Source organism: Vibrio sp. Makdt, assembly GCF_027587015.1.
Classification (GTDB): domain Bacteria; phylum Pseudomonadota; class Gammaproteobacteria; order Enterobacterales; family Vibrionaceae; genus Vibrio; species Vibrio chagasii_B.
The window spans coordinates 54639-78737 of record NZ_JAPPTH010000015.1; the positions used below are offsets into that span (position 1 = coordinate 54639).

Below are 24099 nucleotides of genomic sequence, written 5' to 3' on the forward strand. Positions count from 1 at the left end.
GCACACCATCAACATTCAAGTCACAACTACCCATAAAGTATTAACAAGAAATATGACAACTTATTTCAATTTTTGTTAGCCAAATCAAAGCTGAAATCAAAGTTTTCATTTTTGAGTGACCCTATTTGAGCTTTATAGCGACTCGCGCAAAGAGTTGTTATTCAGTAAAATGCAAAAAATCCCAGCGCTTATGCAACTGGGATCTTTAAAAATGAATAATTTAGCGATTAGACGGTAGGTCTATCCCAAAGTGTAAATAGGCTCTATCAGTCGCGATTCGGCCCCTTGGTGTTCTTTGTAGATAACCTTGCTGTATTAGATAAGGCTCCAATACATCTTCAATGGTGTCTTTCTCTTCACCAATTGCTGCAGCCATATTGTCGATACCAACTGGGCCGCCACCAAACTTCTCCATAATTGCCAATAGAAGCTTTCTGTCCATATAGTCAAAACCTTTGGCATCAACATCTAACATGTTCAGTGCGCTGTCTGCGACCACAGGGCAAATATGTCCGTCCCCTTTTACTTCCGCATAATCGCGGACGCGGCGCAGTAAACGGTTTGCAATACGTGGTGTACCACGAGCTCGGCGAGCCACTTCCAACGCCCCTTCTGCTTCCATCGAAAGGCCAAGGCAGTCAGCGCTGCGCTGTACGATGTTTTGCAAGTCTTCTACTTTGTAATACTCGAGACGTTGAGTAATACCAAAACGGTCACGCAGTGGAGAGGTCAGTGAACCAGCACGCGTCGTTGCACCAATCAGAGTGAACGGTGGCAAGTCAATCTTGATAGAGCGCGCCGCAGGGCCTTCACCAATCATGATGTCCAACTGGTAATCTTCCATAGCTGGATACAACACCTCTTCAACCACAGGGCTTAAGCGGTGGATCTCATCAATGAATAGGACATCATTTTCTTCAAGGTTGGTCAGCAGCGCCGCTAAGTCGCCGGCTTTCTCTAACACCGGCCCAGAAGTGGTGCGAATGTTTACATCCATCTCATTGGCAACAATGTTCGCCAATGTGGTTTTACCCAAGCCTGGAGGACCAAATATCAACAGGTGATCAAGTGCTTCATTACGCAATTGCGCCGCTTTGATGAAAATCTCCATCTGGTCACGAACGTGGTCCTGACCTTGATAGTCGGCTAACGCCTTTGGTCGTATTGCACGGTCGATAACATCTTCATCTTTAAAGACCGGATTGTCAGGAGCAATGAGGCGATCTGCTTCAATCATAGAGAGTTCCAATTTGAGAGTATTAACTCTGTTATCTTTAATTCTTGCTTAGCCGTTATCTAATATTCGCGCTAATGAATACTGAGGATATTCTAACGAGATGGTAGTCGCTAGAGATAAACACGATGCAGTAACTGAGCTTACATCGTCAGCGTCGGTTTTTATTAAACCATCGACTTCAAGGCATCACGAATCAACTGTTCGCTCGTCATACCTTCTTTAGCCACTTGAGAAACCACCTTAGAAGCTTGAGTCGGCTTATAGCCCAATGCAAGCAGTGCACTTACCGCTTCTTCTTCAGCATCGTGAACGGTTGGCATAGAGTCAATTGGCGCCGCGTCAGTCGCAGGCGTAAACAGGTCACCAGCACCCCAACCTTTTAGTCGGTCTTTCATTTCAACAACTAGACGTTCAGCGGTTTTCTTACCAACACCCGGTAGCTTCACTAGCGTAGAAATGTCTTCACGCTCAACACTCTGAACAAACTGGCTCGCCGTCATACCGGAAAGAATACCAAGGCCAAGTTTAGGGCCCACACCGTTTGCTTTGATGACTTCACGGAATAACGCCCGCTCTTTAACCGTGTTGAAGCCATAAAGTAGCTGAGCATCTTCACGTACTACAAAATGCGTGTAGATAATTGCCTCTTCGCCTACGTTTGGTAGTTCATAAAAACAGCTCATTGGCATTTGTACTTCGTAACCAACACCACTGACTTCAATCAATAATTCTGGTGGCTGTTTTTCTATTAATGTACCGCGTAGACGTCCGATCACAGTTCGCTCTCTTGATGGAATTTAGTTTGAGGGACAGAATATAAAAGAACTGGATGCTTATCCAGTTCTTTATGTTTTTTGGAGGGATTTATTTACGCTTGTTTAGCTTGGGAGACCACGTTATTTAGGCTTTCGACGAGATCTTTGACAGAGGTAACATGTCCTGTCAGTTCAGAACCATAATTAGCCACTAAACCTGATACCGATTTTGTTTCCGCAACGCTCTGTGCCACTTCTGAGCTCGCAAGATCCAGCTCTTTCAGTGAGTCCATCTGCATTGCCATAATATCGGTCAATTGGTTCACATCAGTAGAGATAGTCTGAACCTCTGAAATAATGCCGTTCATTTCATTAGCTGTCGTTTCGATGATCGCTCTACCATGTTCCACTTCCACTTTACTGCGATCCAACAAGCTTCGAATCTCAATGGCTGAGTGACTACTTTTCGCTGATAGCTCCCTTACCTGATCAGCAACCACAGCAAAGCCTCTGCCCTGCTCACCTGCGCGAGCCGCTTCTATCGCAGCATTCAGTGCGAGTAAGTTGGTTTGCTCAGCGACCGACGTAATCAAGTCTGCAACCTTCATGATTTCTTGGTTGCTTTGAATAATTTGGCTGATTGCACTGGTCGAAGCCTCAAGTGACTCAGAGCTTTTCTGTGCTTTAGTGCCTACGGCTTCGCTGCGATCTTTGAGTTCTCCGACAAATGAGTTGGACTCTGCGATACCTTGCGTCATCTGATGCAATTGCTGGCTCATCTCCTCGGCAGCACTCGCCTGAGATTCACAATTGATGTTCAACACTTCAACTTGCGCATGTAGGTCTTGTGACTGTTGTTCTAAATGGACAGAAACGTCCTGTAGGCTTTCAGAGTTTGAATTCGCTTGGTCAAGTACAACTGACAAGCGCCTTTCGCTTTGTGTCGCTTGGTTTGCGATCTGCTGACTTTCCGAAATCGCGTCTTCTGCCATCTCGATAGCGACTTCTTTCTGTTTCGCGGTAAAAGCTTGAGCAATGCAGATCACCACCAGTGGCATAATCACGCCAGACCAGGTTTCAACCACCACCGCTTCCGAAGTAAGTACTAACTGCGGAAATTCAAAGCCATCAAGATGAGCCGACGTCATTACCAGTGACACGCCAATCACTAACCCACTCCATACCAAAGCAACAAGGCGTGTTCCTGATAAAAAGAAGGCAACCACTAACAAAGGCACCCAATACGCCTGAGTCGAATCCACCACACCACCACTTTGATAGATGATATTGAGCGCATGCACCGCCATGCCGACAAAGCCAAAGTTAAGTGCCAAGCTAGGTTTGCTGGTAACACGCAGTAGGATAGCTGAGATCAGTTCAAATACGATCAAAAATACAGAGGTAGCTACCAGAAGCTGTTCCCCGTGCTTTGTCCATTTAACCAAGCTATAGACACCGACAAAAAAGGCGATAAAGGTAAAGAGTAATAAGATATCGGCTTGTCTGACTTGGTTATTGCTCCATCCACTGCTTTTAGGTAGAAATAGCGCGCGCCAAAGCTTGATAGGGTTCATCAGTGATCATCCTTGATTAACTTGTTAGACCTCCGACCAATGTTAATAACATGTTAAACAGTGCGCAATGTTATTATTTAGGTTCTGTTCGAAAGATCTCATTTCATCAGGGATTTAGCGGCGTATTGCTGTGATCTGAGCCAAACCAAACGTGAGGCTCATCAATGGAAAAAGAGAAGGTAACCTGTTGGAAGCTAACTGGAGATGGAAATTAACGATAACGCCCTTTTCTCGCTCCGGTCGCTTTACCCGCCAGTGCAATCAAAGTTTTGTTGGTGTTGGCGTGAGTGATCGCTACACCGAGCGCATCGGCGGCATCAGCCTGTGGCTTAGCTGGCAACTTAAGCATGCTCATCACCATATTTTGAACCATAGACTTATCTGCGCCACCATTACCTGTTACCGCTTGCTTAATTAAACGAGCCGCGTATTCATGAACCGGCAAATCTGCATTTACAGCGGCCACTATTGCACTACCACGCGCCTGACCCAGCTTGAGTGCCGAGTCCGCATTCTTTGCCATGAAGACCTGCTCAATGGCAAACACATCTGGCTGAAACTGAGTAATGATTTCACTCACGCCCGCATAGATCTGCTTAAGTCGGCCTGGCAGCTCTTTTTCTGAGGTTCGGATACACCCACTGCCTAAGTAATACAGATGACGGCCATTTTGACGAATCACGCCGTAACCGGTAATGCGAGAGCCAGGGTCGATCCCTAAGATAATAGACATAACTTCTAGTACTGATTATTTATACATGCTTTATCAGCTTAGTATATCGAACGATAAAAAAAATGCCCGTTAAATTAACGGGCATTTCTATTTACTTAAAAAGAAGGTTACTTAAAGAGAAAGTCACTCACAGAAAGAGTCACTATTAGCTTATTCAGCAGACTCTTCTTTTTGTGCAACTTTAACAGCGATTGCTAGCTCTTCCAGTGATGCAGGGTTTGCTAGGCTTGGCGCGTCTGTTAGTAGACATGCAGCTGCTGTTGTTTTCGGGAATGCGATAACGTCACGGATGTTCTCTGTACCACAAAGTAGCATTGCTAGACGGTCAAGACCGAATGCTAGACCAGCGTGTGGTGGAGTACCGTATTGAAGAGCATCTAGTAGGAAGCCGAACTTCTCTTGTTGCTCTTTCTCTTCGATACCTAGGATACCGAATACAGCCGTTTGCATTTCTGCGTTGTGAATACGTACAGAACCGCCGCCTACTTCGTAGCCGTTGATTACCATGTCGTATGCATCAGAGTTTGCTGCTGCTGGGTTCGCTTTTAGCTCTTCCGCAGTCACACCTAGTGGTGATGTGAATGGGTGGTGCATTGCGTGTAGGTTGCCTTCGCCGTCTTCTTCAAACATTGGGAAGTCAACAACCCACAGTGGAGCCCATGCAGATGTATCTGTTAGCTCTAGGTCTGTACCTAGTTTAAGACGAAGTGCGCCCATTGCTTCAGCAACGATGCCCGCTTTGTCTGCGCCGAACAGAATGATATCGCCAGATTCAGCTTCAGTGCGATCTAGAATACCGTTGATTACGTCTTCGCTTAGGAATTTAGCAACTGGAGATTGGATACCTTCCATACCTGCTGCACGGTCGTTAACCTTCATCCAAGCTAGACCTTTCGCGCCGTAGATGTTTACGTACTCTGCGTAACCGTCGATTTGCTTACGAGTTAGCTTAGCACCACCTGGAACACGGATAACCGCTACACGACCTTTTTCGTCGTTAGCTGGGCCAGAGAATACTTTGAACTCAACGTCTTTAACTAGGTCAGCAACGTCAACAAGCTCTAGTGGGTTACGTAGATCTGGCTTATCAGAACCGAAACGACGAATCGCTTCAGAGAAAGGCATTACTGGGAATTGACCTAGTTCTACATCTAGAAGCTCTTTCCACATATCGTGAACGAGCTTTTCAGTGATGTTACGTACTTCTTGAGAAGACATGAACGATGTTTCGATATCGATCTGAGTAAATTCAGGCTGACGGTCAGCACGTAAATCTTCATCACGGAAACATTTAACGATTTGGTAGTAACGGTCAAAACCAGACATCATCAGCAGTTGCTTGAACAGCTGAGGAGATTGAGGAAGCGCGTAGAAACTGCCTTTGTGAACACGGCTTGGTACTAGGTAATCACGAGCACCTTCTGGAGTCGCTTTAGTTAGTACTGGTGTTTCGATGTCTAGGAACAGGTTCTCGTCTAGGAAACGACGAACGAAGCTAGATGCACGTGCACGAAGCTTGATGCGATCGCTCATTTCTGGACGGCGAAGATCGATGTAACGGTACTTAAGACGCTGTTCTTCAGAGTTCGTTTGGTTGAAGTCTAGTGGAAGCGCTTCTGAACGGTTAATGATCTCTAGACCAGTCGCGTAAAGTTCTACTTCACCAGTAGCCATGTCTTTATTTACTTGGCTGTCAGGACGAACACGTACTTCACCAGTAAATTTGATACAGAATTCATTACGCAGTTGGTTAGCGATCGGGAAGATATCTTTCATATCTGGATCGACAACAACCTGAACGATGCCTTCACGATCACGCATATCAATAAAGATAAGACCGCCTAAATCACGGCGACGGTTTACCCAGCCGCACAATTCTACAGTTTGTCCCGCCAGGGACTTGTTCAGGTTACCACAGTAATGGGTACGCATAATGAATTTCCCAATCTCTTAATTATTTACTAATTTCCAAGCTGTCAGTGGTCATTCCACACAACAGAGCAAAGAATCATTTATACGCGGAAACTCGGTTAAAATCGACCTTCCACACTCGAATTTATTGTGTTTTATCTGGCTTTGCTGCTTTTTAGCTCATCAAACGCGCAAAGATTCACCAAAACCAAAAAAATTGCGATAATTATATCTCGAAAGTACCTTAATCAGCAAAACTCTCGTAAAGTAGATTTTCGTTTCGATTAAAAGCAGTAATGTGATGACTAGTGGTGCAAAAACGATGGACACTTTACCTTTAAGACTTGGATTAACCATGTGGTCTCACTCTGAGTGGCAAAGTCAGTTCTATGGCAAGGGAACAAAGCCTGCGGAACGCCTAGAAAAATACACCCAAGTTTTTCATACCGTTGAAGGCAACACGACCTTTTACGCGACACCAAGTATGTCTACCGTTCATAATTGGAAAGCCGCAAGCCACGATGACTTCAAGTTCACCTTCAAACTGCCCAAGTTCATCACCCACCAGCAACAGCTTAGACACTGCCAAGCCGAACTCAAAGAGTTCTTAATGACCATGTCACCCCTTCATGATCGCATCGGCCAGTGGACCATACAGCTACCACACAGCTTTGAACCTAACATGCTTCCTACTTTGCAAAAATTTTGCACCTTGTTTCCAAAGGAGATGCAGCTCGGCGTTGAAGTTCGCCATTTAGGCTTCTTTGATAAAGGCGATGCTGAAAAACGCTTTAACCAATGGCTCGTGGAAGAAGGCATTAACCGCATCATTATGGATAGTCGCCCTGTTTTTTCTGCGCCGCCAACCACAGAAGCGGTAATCGATGCGCACCAGAAAAAGCCACGCGTGCCCGTTCATGCCATTGCAACGGCCAACAACCCGATGATCCGTTTTATCGGTCACCCTGACCAAGCGCCAAATATCGAATTTTTCAAACCTTGGTTTAGCAAAATCCCCCAGTGGTTAAGTGACGGCAAACAACCGTATCTAATGATCCACACTCCAGACAACAATCATGCGCCGGAACTCGCGATCGCCATCTATGAGTTATTGCAACAGCAAGTGTCTGAAAATACGTCACTATTACTACCCAACTTGGAACAATTTCCAGCTCAGAAAGGCAATCATCAAATCTCGATGTTTTAAGGCTTCTTGTACGTACAACAGTAATCCTCAACTGTAATCTGAGTTTTCGTGACAGCAGTCCTATTTTTTCGTAAAATACGCCCCCTTTTATTTGGTACGAGTTTTATACCAATAACGCTGACTGTCGAGAGAGAATGCCATGAGCAACAAAGACAACATCTTTTCCGCTCCTATTGATAAAATTGGAGACTTCACCTTTGATGCAAGGGTCGCAGAAGTATTCCCGGATATGATTCAACGCTCGGTTCCTGGCTACAGCAACATCATCTCAGCTATCGGTATGTTAGCGGAGCGATTCGTAAAACCGCATTCAAACGTTTATGACCTGGGTTGTTCTCTGGGCGCTGCAACACTTTCCATGCGTCGTCAGATCCAGCAAGAAGGCTGCACAATTTTCGCTATTGATAACTCAGAAGCGATGGTTGAGCGCTGTAAATTACACGTTAACGCTTACCGCAGCGACACGCCTGTAGAAGTCATCGAAGCCGATATTCGCGAAGTCGAAATCAAAGACGCTTCGGTAGTAGTACTTAACTTCACGCTGCAATTCCTTTCGCCAGACGATCGCTACGCCCTACTTGAAAAAATTCATGCTGGCCTGCGCCCAGGCGGAATCTTAATCTTGTCTGAGAAATACGTATTCGAAGATGAAAGTTCGAACGAACTGCTTATCGACCTGCACCATGATTTCAAACGTGCTAACGGATACAGCGAACTTGAAGTAAGCCAAAAACGTAGCGCGATTGAAAACGTAATGCGCCCAGACTCTATCCCTGTTCACAGAGAGCGCTTTAATAAGATTGGCTTCTCAAGCAGCGAAGTATGGTTCCAATGCTTTAACTTTGGATCAATGTTCGCGATTAAATAGCGCGCAAACTCGGTTAGCTCGTACTAGAACGTCATCCTCACCGTAGTGAATGACACGATAACTTTTACACCACCAATTCAGTGAAAAACTATGTTTAATTTTGCCAATTTTTATCAACTTATTGCCCAAGATACTCGCCTACAGCCGTGGCTTAACGTTTTGCCACAGCAACTGACGGATTGGCAAAATGCAGAGCACGGTGATTTCGATCGTTGGTTACGTGCGTTAAACAAGATTCCACAAGACGTGCCAGATCAAGTTGACCTGAAAAATTCAGTGACGATTGGTAGTTCTACGCCATACCACACAGGGGAACTGAAAAAGCTAGAAAGCTTATTGAAGACGTTCCACCCGTGGAGAAAAGGTCCTTATACGGTTCACGACATCCATATCGATACAGAATGGCGCAGTGACTGGAAATGGGATCGTGTGCTTCCACATATTTCTCCATTAAAGAACCGTTCAGTGCTAGATGTTGGCTGTGGTAACGGCTACCACATGTGGCGCATGCTAGGTGAAGGGGCTCGCTTAACTGTGGGTATTGATCCTTCTCACCTGTTTTTGATTCAATTTGAAGCGATTCGCAAGTTAATGGGCAACGACCAACGTGCTCATCTTCTACCTTTGGGTATCGAACAGCTACCAAAACTTGAAGCCTATGACACAGTATTCAGCATGGGTGTGCTGTACCACCGCCGTTCTCCATTGGATCACCTAATTCAACTGAAGGACCAATTGGTGTCTGGCGGTGAATTAGTGCTGGAGACCCTAGTTATTGAAGGCGATGAGAACGCAGTATTAGTGCCTGTTGATCGCTACGCACAGATGAGAAACGTGTACTTCTTCCCTTCTGCTCGCGCACTGAAACGCTGGCTTGAACAAGTTGGCTTTAAAGACGTACGCATCGTGGATGAGAATGTCACAACAATTGGTGAGCAGCGCACGACAGAGTGGATGACACACAACTCTCTGCCAGATTACCTAGATCCAAACGACCCAAGTAAAACCGTTGAAGGTCACCCGGCGCCGAGACGCGCTATTCTTGTCGCAACCAAGCCATAAACTAAATATTCAAAAGCCCAAATTGCGTCGTAACAAAATTTGTCTCTAGAGCTCATTTATTTTCTAAAACAGATCAATGTTTAATAAATGAGCTATCTCAAATAGCAATAATTGGCGTAGCGCTCACATTGCGATTCAATATGACCAGACTCTTACAATAGGATGCTTCACGCATCCTTTTTTGTGGGCTAAACTTCTAAATAGTCTGAACTATTCTCTAATTTCCCAAAGGTTTTTTTATGTTTAAGCGATTATCGCCAATTGTGGCGGTTGGTTTGCTCTCTGGCTGTACCCTAACTAACGGTGCGGCCTACCACCAAGAAACTCTCGACGCTATTGCCCGCTCTGAGACAAACATCGCAAATAAAGTTCAAAATCTTGAACTGCAACTAAGCAATCAAAGTGATTACATTGAAAGCTTAGAAGACGAAATCACAACCCTTTCCCAACAGCTTGATGTTCACCTAACCAGCATGGAACACAAAGTGATTGAAGAACTGGAAGAAGAAGAGCCAGTCGCAGTTGCAGCGGCTCCTGTTGCTCCGACTTCACAGCCTACAATCCTTGGCGGCATCGAAAAAGTATCTATCGACTCTATCAAACAAAGCTTCGATGCTCGTGTTGATACGGGTGCAACAACATCCTCTTTGAATGCTGTCGATATCAAAGAATTCGAACGCAATGGCAAAGATTGGGTACGATTCCACCTAGCTGATAAATCACAAGCGACAGAAGATCAAAAATGGATTGAAGCGCCTGTTGTACGTTATGTGAAAATCCGTCAGTCAACGACTGACCAAGCAGAACGTCGAGCTGTGATCGAATTATGGGTTAAAGTTGGAAAAATCCATGAAAAAGCGCAATTTACATTGGCGGATCGCTCTCAAATGAGTCACCCTGTATTACTAGGGCGCGAATTTATCAAAGACATCGCGCTAGTAGATGTAAGTAAACAGTACGTACAAACGGAAGCCAAATAACAATAGTAGGGTAAGCTATGACGTCACGAATTCCATTTTATATCTCTATTTTCCTGCTCATCGTAGCAGGCATAACACTGAGTATGTTCAGACATACGACCTATGGTGTTCCTTGGACCCCAGGGGAAACCAGGCAGGTGTGGGACATTGAAGCACGTATCGAATTCAATGCTGTAGGCAAAGAAGCGAAGGTTTCATTAGCGGCTCCTCATACTCAGTCTAACTACACACTTATTAGCGAGTCAGCTTCATCACCAGGCTACGGTATCTCATACTTGAATACCGAATCAGGCCGCCGCGCTGAATGGTCTATCCGTTATGCTGATGGCCCGCAAACTATTTACTACAAGACTCAATTCTTAGTCGACAGCCAAGCAAAAGTTACTGAAAACCCGCCAGAAGGTGAAGTTGCTCAACCAAGCTTCGACGGCCCAGAAGAAGCGGCGTCTCTTGCACTAATTGACCGCGCAACCAAGCGTTCAGCGGACAACCTAACCTTCACTCGTGAGCTAATCAAAACGCTTAACGATCCAGATAGCCAAAACTCTGCGCTGCTTCTGAACAACATGACCAAAGTGGAAGCGACACACAAGTTACTTTCGGCAGCGAAAATACACAATAAAGTGGTTGGTGTTATCGAGCTAGAAGATGGCCGTCGTCGTCAGTCTATCCAGAACATGATTCAAATTTGGGACAACGATCAGTGGATCCTATTCTCTCCTGAGTCAAGCGAACAACAAATTCAACCAAACCTACTGATTTGGGACGAGTCAAACGTATCTCTATTAGATGTCGTTGGCGGCCAAAACAGTAAAGTTCACTTCTCTATGATTGCTCAAGAGGTCACCCCGACTGAAGCAACCAACAGCAAAGTCTCTGCAGACCAGCTATTAAACCTATCGATTCACAGCCTACCGCTAGAAGAGCAAGCGATGTTTAAAACCATCATGCTGATTCCTATCGGTGCATTAATCGTGGTGTTCTTACGAGTCATCATCGGATTGAAGACATCTGGTACCTTCATGCCGGTTCTGATTGCGGTTGCCTTTGTTCAAACGCAGCTAGTAACAGGTATCGTTGGTTTCCTTCTGATTGTCGGTACGGGTCTTGTGATTCGAAGTTACCTATCCAAGCTTAACTTGCTACTGGTAGCCAGGATATCCGCGGTGATTATCACGGTAATCATGATTATTTCTGTGTTTACCGTAGTGGCATTCAAAGTGGGCCTGACTGAAGGTCTGTCTATTACGTTCTTCCCAATGATCATCCTATCTTGGACGATTGAACGTATGTCTATCCTATGGGAAGAAGAAGGTGCGAAAGAAGTAATGCTACAAGGCGGTGGCTCTCTATTCACTGCGATTCTTGTTTACTTGGGTATGACTAACCCGTTCATTCAACACTTAACGTTTAACTTTATCGGTCTACAACTGGTTATCCTTGCAACCATCTTGTTACTAGGTAACTACACAGGCTACCGTCTGACTGAGCTTCGTCGCTTTAAACCGCTAACGGAGGACTAAGCCATGTTTGATCAGTTTACTTCGCCGTTTCGGTTGAAAGACAAAGGCATCATGGGAATGAACAAGCGTAACCATAGTTACATTGGCCGCTACAATGATCGTTCCAAGTATCCGTTAGTTGATGACAAGCTAAAGACTAAAATCATAGCTGAACAAGCTGGTGCAACTGTACCTAAGCTTATCGGCGTGATCAGTCACCAAGCTGAAGTAAAGACAATCCATAAGATGGTAAAAGAGTGGCCTGGTTTTGTAATCAAGCCGGCTCAAGGGAGTGGTGGTAAGGGTATCCTTGTCATCACCTCACACAAAGACGGCGTTTACACCAAGCCGTCTGGCTCTACCATTAATGAAGAAGATGTAGAGCGTCACATCAGTAACGCTCTTGCCGGTCTTTTCTCACTAGGTGGTAAGAACGACGTTGCCGTAGTTGAAAACCTAATTAAGTTTGATGAGTGTTTCGATGGCTTTAGTTACGAAGGGGTGCCAGATGTGCGTATCATCGTATTCAAAGGCTACCCTGTGATGGCGATGATGCGTCTTTCAACCTCTGCTTCTGATGGTAAGGCTAACCTTCACCAAGGTGCTGTTGGTGTAGGGATCGACATTGCAACGGGCAAAGCGGTGCGAGCGGTTCAATTTGACCAACCGGTGACGCATCACCCAGATACAGGTAAAGAGCTAGCATTATTGCAAGTTCCTCACTGGGAAAAGTTGCTAACACTGGCATCAAGCGCTTGGGAAATGACAGGTCTTGGATACATGGGTACTGACATGGTTTTAGACCAAGAAGAAGGCCCAATGGTACTTGAGCTTAACGCACGTCCAGGTTTGGCTATCCAAATCGCGAACGGCGCAGGTCTGCTACCACGCTTACACCATATTGAGAACCTTGGTACGCCAGCTGAATACCCGAAACCAGCAGAGCGCGTTGCATACGCAGCTAAGCAATTCGGTGTTCACGGTAACGAGATTGTTCCGAGCTAAGCTATTTACTGATTAGGTCAATGGACACCTAATTAGAGCTCAATAAAAAAGCCGCATAGCTCTGAGAGTTACGCGGCTTTTTAGTACCAGCAGTTTAACGGATTGGGCTAAACCTCTGTAATTTCAATTACAGGCTCTCGAATGGGATCAATCCGCACCGCCGCAACCTTAAACTCTGGGATCTTGGCATGAGGATCGGTTGCCGTTGTCGTCAGGCGGTTCACTGGCGATTCCACAAAATGGAATGGAATAAACACGACGCCTTGCTGCATTCGTTTCGTTACAAACGCCGCAATTTCAATTTCACCACGACGTGTCGACACCTTGAGCATTTGTCCGTTGGAAATCCCTAACGTCTCAGCATCTTGAACACTGACCATCCCACGTGGCCCCGCCAACTTATCCAAGCCTTTTGTTTTGCGCGTCATAGTACCTGTATGGAATTGCTCTAGGATACGCCCGGTAGTAAGTACTAGCGGGTACTCTTCGTCTGGAAGCTCAGCCGCATATCGAAACGGAATAGCTTCCATTTGACCGCGCCCACGAGTGAACTGAGTTTGGTGCATGATACGGGTACCGTCAGGGTTGTTCTTGTTACTCGGCCATTGCACGCCATTAACCGTGATGTTCTCCCAACGCAATCCGGCATATTGTGGCGTAACGCGAGCAATCTCATTGGTGATATCCGCAACCGTTTGATAGTTCCAATCGCCGCCCATCGCATTCGCCAACATTTGAATGATTGCCCAGTCTTCCTTCGCTTCACCCGGTGGTAATACCGCAGGGTTAATACGCTGAACACGTCGCTCAGTATTGGTAAAGTGACCAGACTTCTCAGCGAACGAGCAAGATGGCAGAACCACATCCGCATACTGCGCCGTTTCGGTTAAGAAGATATCTTGCACCACAAGGAAATCTAACGCTTCAAGCCCTTCAATCACGTGAGTTTGATTCGGATCACTTAGCACAGGGTTTTCACCCATTACGTATAAACCACGCACATCTCGCTTACATGCCCCATCAATAATCTCGGTCAGTGTTAAGCCCGTTTCAGCCGGCAAATCAGCAGTGCCCCACTCCATCGCGAACTTTTGGCGAACCATTGGGTTATACACTTTCTGATAGCCCGGGAGGTTATTTGGCAATGCGCCCATGTCGCAAGCACCTTGAACATTCGATTGTCCACGCAGCGGGTTGATACCGCCACCTTCAATACCGATGTTGCCACACAACAGTTGCAGGTTAGCAATAGATCGAACGTTGTCGTGGCCAGTGGTGTGTTGCGTGATACCCATGGAGTAATACACCGCCGTGCGTTTTGCAGTACCGATCAAGCGCGCCATCGCGAAGATGTCTTCTGCTTTAACGCCAGTTACTAGCTCTACTTTGTCTAACGAATAACTTGGCGACATTACCTCTTGCAGCAAGGTATCAAAGCCATCGACACGGTCATCAATGTATTCTTGGTCATACCAACCGTGTTTGATGATCTGCTGCATCACACCATTAATCAGCATTACGTCAGTACCCGGTCGATGTGCTAGGTAAAGCTCAGCGTGATCGGCAATATCAATTCTCTTAGGGTCCGCGACAATCAAACGAGCACCGTTATGTCTTACCGCCTGTTTAATGTGTGAGCCGATAATAGGGTGTGCAGATGTAGTATCAGAACCAATAATGAAGATGACATCCGAGTGTTTGATGCTTGGGATGTCATTAGTCATCGCCCCACTGCCCAGCGAAGCTTCAAGCCCAGTTACCGTTGAAGCATGGCAAAGGCGAGCACAATGGTCGACGTTGTTAGTACCTAGTTCACGACGAACGAATTTTTGGAACGCATAGTTATCTTCATTGGTGGTTTTAGCCGATGAGAAGCCCGCTAGTGCATTACTGCCAAAGCCTTGTTTAATCGCCGTGAACTTATCGGCAATGAGCATGATAGCTTCTTCCCAACTCGCAGGTTGCAACCAACCATCTTTACGAATCAATGGCGTTGTGAGGCGAGCATCACTGCTCACGAAGTCAAAACCAAAGCGCCCCTTAACACACAGCATGCCTTCGTTAACCGGAGAATTACCTCCCTCGATATAACGGATTTTGTTCTTCGCTTCGTCAACATGCATGGTCAGCTTACAGCCCACACCACAGTAGGTGCAGATAGTGTCGACCTTCTTAAGAACGTCGGTGTCACCTTGCTTTCTATCTCTCGCGTCCACCATCGCACCAGTTGGGCACGCTTGAATACAAGAGCCGCATTGAACACAGTTCGAGTCACCCATTAAAGTCTGATTCGCCCCGAAATTTGGGCGACACTCAGGTCTTGAAGCGGGCTTACCATCAGCCTGATTCATGAAGCTTAGAACGCCATGAACATTTTGTTCACGACACGCCTGGATACACTGACCACAACTGATGCAGCGGTTTGCGTCAAAGATGATGAATTCAGAGCTATCATCGACGGCAAACTTCTGTCTTGTCGAACCCACTTTCGCTTCTTCTGTTCGAATCGCCTGCCAACTCTCATTCGAAGCCACATCGATTTTGTACTCTGGATGTGTTTGGGTTGCCTTGTACTCAGTCGAGTAATCACGTAGGTCACAATCGGTATTGGCTTGGCAACCACACTCCAGACATCTTGCAGCTTCAGCGATTGCATCAGCATTATCAAAGCCCGTTTCTACTTCTTCAAAGCTCTGCTCTCGCTGCTCTGGAGTGAGCTCTGGCATAATCTTACGTGCCATGCGTTGTATCGACTTGTACTGCTCGGGATCAACGGCTTTGAGCTGCTGATGCTTTCTTGAGTTAAACGGTTTAGCCGGAATATTTTCCATATCACCATTGAAGAATCGGTCGATCGCTTGCGCAGCAATACGCCCGTCTCCCACTGCTTCTACCGCAGTCGCTGGACCACGTCTGAAATCACCAATACTAAATATATTGCCCGTACCTGTGTGCATGGTTTGCGGATCTGCATCTGCGGTGTTCCAACGTGTCAGTGGGATATCAATCTCTTCGTTATCCATGAAGCTTAGGTCAGGCTTTTGCGACACCGCAGCGATAACCGTATCGAACGCTTCAACAAAGAACTCACCCGTTGGTTTAGGGCTACGACGACCAGAAGCGTCAGCAGGGCCAAGCGCCATGCGTTCTAATCGAATTTCTGATACATGGCCATTGTCATCAGCAATATTCTCTGCCGGGTTGGTCAAGAAGTGGAACTTCACACCTTCATGTTCAGCTTCTTCGATTTCATAGTCTTCAGCTGGCATTTCATCTCGCGTACGACGATAGATGAGTGTTGTATCAGCCCCATCACGCACTGCGGTTCGTGCGCAGTCAATCGCCGTGTTACCACCACCAATCACAGCGACTTTTTTGCCGGTAGTAAAATGTTTGTCAGTCACATAGTCTTTCAGGTAGTCGACACCCAAATAGCAGCCTCCGAGATCACTACCCGGATAATTCATCTCAACGGCTTGCGATGCACCTACCGCCAAACAAACCGCATCAAAATCACGACTAAGATCCGACAAGGTGAAATCAACACCGAGCTTTTTATCGCACTCTACTGCCATTCCATTACGACACATAAGCTCGATTTCTTTATCTAGAATCGACTTCGGTAGACGATATTCAGGAATCCCATAACGTAGCCAGCCACCAGCTTTAGGCATCGATTCATAAACACTGACGTCATAACCTTCATTAGATAGGTAATAGCCTGCTGTTAAGCCACCAGGACCACTGCCGACAATCGCAATGCTCTTCCCTTTATTGGGTTTCTTCGCTGGCATGTAGCTCTCTTGAGCAGCGAGATCGGCATCGGCTGCGTGTCGCTTGAGTTGGCGAATCGCAATCGAATCATCGACTAAGTTTCGACGGCATTCCGTTTCACAGAAAGCCGGACACACACGACCGATCGATAGTGGCATCGGCAGTGTTTTCTTAATCACTTCAATGGCTTTAGTATGATCATTTTGCGCGATGTGATGAAGGTAAGACTGGATATCTACTCCGGCCGGGCAAGCGGTTTGGCACGGTGCTTCACAGTCAGCATAGTGGTCTGCCATGATTCGATTCAACGCATCTTGGCGATGAAGCGTTAACTGTTTTGATTGAGTCGTAATGTTCAAGCCATTGACGACCTCAAGCTCACACGAGCGTGTTACGCCCATCCCATCCACTTCAACCACACACAAATCACACGGCACTTTGTCCGCTGTTTTGTTCAAACCACATAACGATGGAATCTCTAAACCACATGTTTTTGCCGCCTCAAGAACGGTTTGCCCTTGTTCGACGATTCGAAACTTCCCATCAATGACGATTTGAATCATAGCTTGTCCTACCTTTACCTTTCGCACACTGCGAGTTATCAATAATTAAAAATAAAGTAATACAATATTATTAATATTATTTAATCTATGTAATTACCATACATTAATTATGGTTTTGTGCGTGTGACCTCAAACAAGTTCCATTGATAATAACCATAAGGTATGAGTGGTCTTATCTGTATATGGAAAACATTAAGTTGAAGATAAAGACAATTGGAGGAAGGCAGGTGTAATCAGGGAGATTAGACTTCAGATATTAAAAAGCCCCTACCACTGTATATAAAGTGAATAGGGGCTTTGAATTGATACGATAAATCGGCTTAAAGCTTACTGCTCAGCTTCTTCAATCAGCTCTTGCACTGGCGATGCAGGTTTGTTTTGTGCAAAACCACGCAGACCAACAACGTGTACGTGTTCGTGATCTTTGAAGACCTTACGTACCAGTTTGTAGGTTGTGCCTTTCTCTGGGCTGATGTTCTCAGGCGCTGCAATCAGAAGCTGCATGCCTAGACGGTCACACAGTTCAAACAGCGTAGAGATAGACTTCGCATCCAGACGAGCTGCTTCATCAAGGAACAACAAGCGACATGGAACAATGTCTTTGCTACGCAGTCGACGAGACTCTTCTTCCCAGCTCTGAACAACCATCAATAGGATAGATTGACCAGTACCAATCGCCTCACCGGTAGAAAGTGCACCCGATTCCGCCTGTAGCCAGCCGTCTGAACCACGGTTAACTTCCACACTTAGCTCTAGGTAGTTACGGTAATCCAGTAGCTCTTCACCCAGCACTTGTGGAGAACGTTGACCCATGTCGATATGTGGGTTCACACGTTGGAACAACTTCGCCATTGCTTCAGAGAAGGTGAAGCGAGTCGTCTCGAACAAGTCTTTATGCTGCTCTTGTTGAGTCGCTAAGCCCGATAGCAAGATTTCGTGGCTTTCACGGATCTTAACATTCAAACGTACGCCTTTAACCTGACCAAAGTAAATGTTCGACAAGCCTTGGTTCAGCATACGAATACGGTTCTGCTCACGCTGAATCGTCTTCTTAATGATGCTTGCTACCGACTCAGAGCTGATCGCTAGGCGGTTTTCACGCTGCGTCAGTTCTTCTGTTAATCGGGCTAACTCAACTTCCATCTCTTCGATTGCTTCAACCGGATCATCCGTATGAATGATGTCTTGGCGAATACGCTCGCGAAGATGTTGGTAAACCGCAATATAGAATAGAACCTTACGCTCTGGATGTGCGTTATCTTCAGATAGACGCAGCGAATCACGTAGATCTTCATTGTCAGCCACAGCCAGACGCAGTGCACCCAGTGATTTATCCGACATTGAGCGAAGTTCGCCCGCCGTTAGGTAAGCCAGTTCACGCTTATGTAGACGACGTTCAACGTCATTCTCACGAGCTAAACGCAGTACTGAACACCAACCTGCTTTTGCTGCAACAACGAAGGTACGAAGCTCTGTGTACTCTTTCTGTACTTTCTTAAGACGCTTAGCCAGTGCTTTCATCTCAAGTTCAGTTGAGGTGATCGTACGTTCGTATTCGCTCTTACGGCTACGAGAAGTATGCAGACGCTCTTGAAGCTCGTCACGACGACGTACAGCGCGCTCTTCAGCACCTTCATCAGCGTTAACACCGAACTCTTGAAGCTCTTGTTTGAACTCTTGAACCGTCTCTTGCTTCGCTTGGTGCGAGCTCTTCAGCGCTGCCAATACTTGGTTGTACTGGTTCATCTGTTCGCGAGCTTGCTTCAAGCCATCGCGGCCTTTCGCTCGAGCTTGTTCTGCTTGAACCAGTTTCGCTTTCAGTTGCTCACTCAGTTCACTGCTCTTGTTAAGTAGATCAACCGAGTCTGCGTAAGCAAAGTAGTGACGACGTTCAATCAGATCAGACAATGCGAATACTTTGCCTTTAAGCGTTTGTAGCGCGTTGTCTGCCTGGCGGTACTCAGCTTCCAAAGCTTCAAATTGCTCTGGGTCAGCGTCTAGCGCAGAAACGATTTGCTCTAATGATGCAAGTGCTTTGCCGTGAGTGTTCAAGTAAGACTTAGCTTCACTCAGGCGTTCTAGTTGTGCTTCAAGTTCAGCCAAACGCTCTGCTAATGTTTCGTCTTCGAGAATACGAACCATAGGCGCTAACTTATCAAGCGCAGCAATCGCCTGTTTGCTTTGTTGAAGCTGGCTACGTTGCTGTTGCTCTTTCGAATCCAGTTCAGCCAATGAACGTACTACTTGGTTACGTTTCTCACGAACGACTGCAAGTGCTTGCTCTGGATCTGCATTAAACGCAACGTGCAGGTGTTTCGCTACAAAGCTGTTGAATGCTTGGTATAAACGATTCAGCTTTTGAGAGTCAAACGCAGCTTTCGCGTGATTCTCAACAACCACATCGCGCTCTTCTCGCAGTTTCTCTAAACGCTGCTCACGAGCCGCACGACCAAACAGTGGGATCTCAGGGAAACGAGAGTAACGCATTTGGCGATCGTTCAATTGAACACACACCGCGCCTTCTAATTCATCAGCATTGAACGAGCTGTCATCAAACGCGTCTACATCACCTTCAAGGATGTAAAGATCTTCAGGACAATCATCAAGATCAATCAGCTTCTCTTTGATGCCATCAAGATCTGAAACCACAATCGCATGACGAGCTGGGCCGTACATCGCACTGAAATATGGCGCATCGCCAATTGTGATGTCGTCGTAGATCTCTGAAAGCAACACGCCACCAAGGGTGTCCGCTAAGCCTTTCAAGCGAGGATCGTTAGAACCACCTGGTGATGCTAGACGCTCAATTTCTTGCTCAAGTTCAGCTCGGCGAGTTGCCAGTTGATCTTTAGCCACCGCTTGAGACTTTTCATCTTCAAGCACTTGTTGCATTTGCGTCATCACCGCTTGGCTATCTTCTAGCTCAGCTTCGGTTTGATCTCTTAACGATTCAAGCGCATCGTTTGCTGTGATCCAAGCAGGAGCAATGGATTCAAGCTTTTGAATCTCTTGGTCGTGATTTTGCTGAACACGACGTTGCTCACTCTTGGCTTCACGCAGTTCTTCTTGAGCATACTCAAGCGTTTCGATTTGCATGGCATGACGTTCGCGTTCTTCTTCGAAAACCGCTTCGTCAGTCAGTGAAATATTGTGTTGCTTTTGGTATTCAGTCGCCAGCTCTTTTGCTTGACGCTGCTGCGCCACATCACGAGCCATGTCGCGATGCTGAGCACGCCATTGCTGTTCGTTCTCAACAACGTGTTTTGCGTTACGACCTTTTTCTAGAGCTTGTTTAGCGCTGTGAGACGCTTCTTTACGTTCAACATCACCAACAATGCTCTTAACCAAAGACAGAGCTTTATCGAACTGTGCAGAAGCTGCTGAAGACATGTCTAGCTTGTGCTTAGTAGACAGTAGCTTCTGTGTGCTTGACTCTTCTTGTGCTTTTAACTCAGAAACCAAGGTCAACGCACTTTCTGCCGTAATAGATTCATCACCTAGCAACTGCTTGGTTTTCTCTAATGCTTGAACCGCTTGCTGGTATTGAAGTGCGCGAGTCTGCTGAACATCCAATGCTTGTTGGTAATCAGCAAGCTGAGTTTTCAGGCTATCCACTTCTTCTTCAGTAATGGTTGCCTGCTCTTCTGCAAGAAGTACTCGCTCTTGAGCTTCTTCAACCACCATCATCTGCTCTTCTAGACGCTCATTAAGCTCTTCTAGATCTTCGCTGTAGCGAGCAATTTTCTCTTGCTGACGAAGTGCAGTTTGAACCAATTGAAGATGATCCGAAGCCGCTTGGTAGTCTTGTTCTAGAGACGATTCTTGATCCACCAGCAACTCAAGTTCTTCTTGAACTCGATTCAACAGGTTGTTTTGCTCAAGTAAAGTTTCACGCGAACCAAACAGTTCACCACGGAACTTCATGGTTTGATCTAACTTATTGCGACGGTCATTCGCATGGCGCATGTAGTCTGCTGCCACGTAGTTAGTCGATTCAGTGATCAAATGCTTGAACAAATCACGATCAGACTGAGTTGTCTTGATCGCTTCTAGCGTCATGCGGTTCTCACGCAGTGCCGATTCCATATCTTGGAATGCTTTCTTCACACCACCATTTTGCGGCAGAAGGTAATCACGCAGAGAACGTGTAATCGCACTTGAGATACCACCGTAAAGTGATGCCTCAATCAGACGGTAGAACTTAGAGCGGTCGCTGCTGTTACGCAGTTTCTTCGGTACCACACCGTATTCGAACATCTGTGAGTGGTAATCCACAATCGAAGAGAACGCTTTGAAGTGTGCGCCTTCGTATTGTGCAACTGCGGCCTTCACATCATTTAGCTGACATACACGAGCATGACTGTCTGAAACGTTCTGAATCAATACATCCGTTGGCTTCACATGGCTTGGAAGACCTTGGATAACGAACGGCTTGATGTCTACTTTCTTGTCACGACCAGCAACTTGCTGCAGTTTTACTGCAAACAGTAGGCGTTGGTTACGAGAGTTCACCACATCTAGCGCTGCATAACATGCGCCTGGCTGAAGCTTACCGTAAAGGCCTTTATCACGTGATGACTGTGAGCTGCCTGCTTCCGTTGTGTTACGGAAATGCAGAAGGCTTTGGTCAGGGATAAGTGCTGTAATGAATGCCGCCATTGTAGTCGACTTACCTGCACCGTTACCGCCAGAAAGCGTTGTAACCAATCCATCAATATCAAAAGTACGTGCGAAGAAGCCGTTCCAGTTGACCATGGTTAATGATTGATACTTACCTCTTTCAATCATGCTTCACCTTCTACTTTTGTTTGTTCGCCGTCGTTTGACTCAAGGTCAAAGTCAGCTTGATCGTTAAAAATATCTTGTTGACCGTTTTCATCTACATCTGATGTAGCTTCAGCTTTCTCTTCATTCAACAAGCTACCTTGGTTAGGTTCTTGAGTATGCACCACAGCCTCACCATCACGGATAAGACGCAGTTGAGCTTCTCTCATGTCATCGCCAACACGTACGTCCGCACCAAAACGGAATACCGCTTCGCTGATACGGAATTTGCCCGTTTCGCCAATCGCAATCAACATGCCGATACGACGTAGGCGACGCAGAGAAGTACGCACTTTTTCAAACAGTTTTTCTTTGTCTAAATCAGAACCAGACGCACGGTTTGTTGCTAGCTTCATGAGTTTTTTCTCATCCGCTAGCGCCATTAGCTCTTCAAATAGCTCTTGGTTAGTGAAGATACCTTCGTGTGCTAAACGCTCTGGGCTTAGGTACAAGAAACACAATACCTTACCAACAAGCATGTCTAGCTCAGACAACACACTACGGCCGATCAGCGACGTAGAACGTGGACGCAGATAGAAGAAACCTTCCGGAGCTTTCACAAGTTCTGTATTGTAGCGTTGGTAGAAATGCTGAAGCTCAACTTCAAAATCAGACAGTAACGCGTGGTTATCTAGGTCTTCTGTTGAAATATGCTTACCTGAACGCAGCATGCTGTCTAGCGCAGGGAACAGTGGGTTCGCTATCGCTTTTACCAGTTTCTCTGGCATGTAATCATCAGTACTTGTTAATGACATTGGCTTGTACCTTTGCACCGAAATCGTTGATTGCCTGCCAATCTGGCTGAATAGCCTGATAGTCAGACTCTGAGTAACCTAAGCGCACCGCTTGGTCGACAACAATTCTGGCTAAATCAAAATGGTGTGTGCGAGGGTGTTCAGCGAGGTAGTCGCGTAACACAAGGCCAAGATCGATTGGCGCACCTTGCTGTTTGTGAGCTTTTAACATATCTGCAATTCTTTCAGACAGCAGATCGTTCACTTGCTCAAATTCTTCGTACTCTACGTCGAGTGGCGCTTGTCCTGTTACTTCGTCATCACGAAGCACTAGTGCTTCATCACGAAGATCCGTCAGCTTCTCAGCGTCGGCATAAGTTAGTAGCCACGGCGCATCAAAGTATTCCGTCACAGATTGACGTAGGCGTTGGCTGAAGGCACGGTTCTTATCCATATCAATCGCGGTACGGATAAACTTGTGAACGTGGCGGTCATAGCCGATCCATAGATCAATCGCTTGTTGGCCCCAACTTGTGATTCGGTCGAGCTTCATTTGCAGACCAAACAGGGTTTCGCCAACAAACTCGAGTTCATCGTCGCCGTAAACAATTTCTTGAATATCGAGGATCTGTGTTTGCAGTTCATCACCTGCCGCTTGCAAGGTATCTTGCAACTCTTTTAGCGTGGCTGAGGTTTCTGATAGCAAGACTTCACAGTTGTTGATCGCTTCACGCCAATCTTTATTAAGAAGATCGGCAATCTGCTGTTTTACGGTCTGCTGCTGCTCATCCATAACGCGTTGGTTAAGATCAATCTGATCGAAAATTTCACCAACAGAGTACTTGAGCACGCCGTAAACGTTCTTTCTCCAATGCCCTGGCGTACCACCTTTCTGTGCTGCTTCAATAGCTTTTGCCATTTCATCCGCAACCATAGAAAGTTGGATAGACAGTTTTAATTTAGAGAACTGACGGTGACGTAAATAATAATCTGAGATACCAATTGCCAACGGTGACAAGCGGTAGATGCTTGCGCCATCGGTAATTTCGCTGGTAAAGCGGCTAATCAGCTTCTGTTTAACCAACTCATTAATTGCATTATTGGCACGAAACGCTGAGGCTTCACCAGTATCTTCAAACAGTCGAGTGACGATAGTAAACGCATCATGCAGTTCACCCTCGCCCAGCTCTTCATCGAACCTTTCATTGCTTAATACTGCGATAGCAATCAAAAATGCTAAGCGCTCTGGCGGCAAGTTTAATGAAAAATCATGCTGCTTGACCCAGCCCACCAACTCATCAATTGGCTGCTCTTCGGCAGTTTGAGTCATTTCACTCATTGTGGTTCCTGTTACTGTTCTTCGTCATATC

The 24099-nt window shown here is 46.2% G+C and carries 15 protein-coding genes; 6 read left to right on the forward strand and 9 right to left on the reverse strand.

The window, feature by feature from the left end:
* Positions 1-220 precede the first annotated feature (220 nt).
* The 5 genes from ruvB to aspS form a co-directional block, all read right to left on the reverse strand.
* Complete coding sequence (ruvB, locus tag OH460_RS17950) at positions 221-1237, reverse strand: Holliday junction branch migration DNA helicase RuvB (RefSeq protein ID WP_269999042.1); 1017 nt, start codon at positions 1235-1237, stop codon at positions 221-223.
* Between the two features lie 164 nt (positions 1238-1401).
* Positions 1402-2013, reverse strand: coding sequence for a Holliday junction branch migration protein RuvA (gene ruvA, locus OH460_RS17955; RefSeq protein ID WP_008219934.1), 612 nt, complete (start codon positions 2011-2013; stop codon positions 1402-1404).
* Positions 2014-2105: 92 nt separating this feature from the next.
* The gene (locus OH460_RS17960; RefSeq protein ID WP_269999043.1) at positions 2106-3566 is read right to left on the reverse strand and encodes a methyl-accepting chemotaxis protein; all 1461 of its coding nucleotides are present in this window, start codon (positions 3564-3566) and stop codon (positions 2106-2108) included.
* Between the two features lie 211 nt (positions 3567-3777).
* Complete coding sequence (gene ruvC / locus OH460_RS17965) at positions 3778-4299, reverse strand: crossover junction endodeoxyribonuclease RuvC (protein ID WP_008219936.1); 522 nt, start codon at positions 4297-4299, stop codon at positions 3778-3780.
* 150 nt (positions 4300-4449) lie between these two features.
* Complete coding sequence (gene aspS / locus OH460_RS17970; RefSeq protein WP_008219938.1) at positions 4450-6231, reverse strand: aspartate--tRNA ligase; 1782 nt, start codon at positions 6229-6231, stop codon at positions 4450-4452.
* A 280-nt stretch (positions 6232-6511) separates the two neighbouring features.
* Between aspS and OH460_RS17975 the strand changes: the two genes are divergently transcribed.
* The 6 genes from OH460_RS17975 (at position 6512) to OH460_RS18000 (ending at position 12834) form a co-directional block, all read left to right on the forward strand.
* Positions 6512-7417 carry a DUF72 domain-containing protein gene (locus tag OH460_RS17975; RefSeq protein ID WP_443088687.1) on the forward strand — a complete coding sequence of 302 codons (906 nt, stop codon included), beginning with the start codon at positions 6512-6514 and terminating at the stop codon, positions 7415-7417.
* Between the two features lie 139 nt (positions 7418-7556).
* Positions 7557-8285, forward strand: a complete 729-nt coding sequence (cmoA, locus tag OH460_RS17980) for a carboxy-S-adenosyl-L-methionine synthase CmoA (protein WP_269999045.1) — start codon at positions 7557-7559, stop codon at positions 8283-8285.
* Between the two features lie 90 nt (positions 8286-8375).
* Complete coding sequence (cmoB, locus tag OH460_RS17985) at positions 8376-9347, forward strand: tRNA 5-methoxyuridine(34)/uridine 5-oxyacetic acid(34) synthase CmoB (protein ID WP_061032866.1); 972 nt, start codon at positions 8376-8378, stop codon at positions 9345-9347.
* 239 nt (positions 9348-9586) lie between these two features.
* Positions 9587-10327, forward strand: a complete 741-nt coding sequence (locus tag OH460_RS17990; RefSeq protein ID WP_004741100.1) for an ATP-dependent zinc protease family protein — start codon at positions 9587-9589, stop codon at positions 10325-10327.
* Between the two features lie 17 nt (positions 10328-10344).
* The gene (locus OH460_RS17995) at positions 10345-11850 is read left to right on the forward strand and encodes an inactive transglutaminase family protein (protein WP_105057377.1); all 1506 of its coding nucleotides are present in this window, start codon (positions 10345-10347) and stop codon (positions 11848-11850) included.
* Positions 11851-11853: 3 nt separating this feature from the next.
* A complete protein-coding gene (locus tag OH460_RS18000; protein ID WP_061032868.1) occupies positions 11854-12834 on the forward strand; it encodes an alpha-L-glutamate ligase-like protein in 981 nt (326 codons plus the stop codon).
* Between the two features lie 107 nt (positions 12835-12941).
* On the opposite strand, the gene fdhF is transcribed toward OH460_RS18000, so the two are convergent.
* The 4 genes from fdhF to mukF all read right to left on the reverse strand — a co-directional run bounded on the left by fdhF (position 12942) and on the right by mukF (position 24068).
* Positions 12942-17171, reverse strand: a complete 4230-nt coding sequence (fdhF, locus tag OH460_RS18005) for a formate dehydrogenase subunit alpha (RefSeq protein ID WP_269999046.1) — start codon at positions 17169-17171, stop codon at positions 12942-12944.
* Positions 17172-17498: 327 nt separating this feature from the next.
* A complete protein-coding gene (mukB, locus tag OH460_RS18010) occupies positions 17499-21959 on the reverse strand; it encodes a chromosome partition protein MukB (RefSeq protein WP_269999047.1) in 4461 nt (1486 codons plus the stop codon).
* The gene (mukE, locus tag OH460_RS18015; RefSeq protein WP_269999048.1) at positions 21956-22750 is read right to left on the reverse strand and encodes a chromosome partition protein MukE; all 795 of its coding nucleotides are present in this window, start codon (positions 22748-22750) and stop codon (positions 21956-21958) included. The genes mukB and mukE overlap by 4 nt, the downstream gene beginning before the upstream one ends.
* Positions 22731-24068, reverse strand: a complete 1338-nt coding sequence (gene mukF / locus OH460_RS18020; protein ID WP_008220060.1) for a chromosome partition protein MukF — start codon at positions 24066-24068, stop codon at positions 22731-22733. Before mukF ends, mukE begins: the two co-directional genes overlap by 20 nt.
* Between the last annotated feature and the right edge of the window lie 31 nt (positions 24069-24099).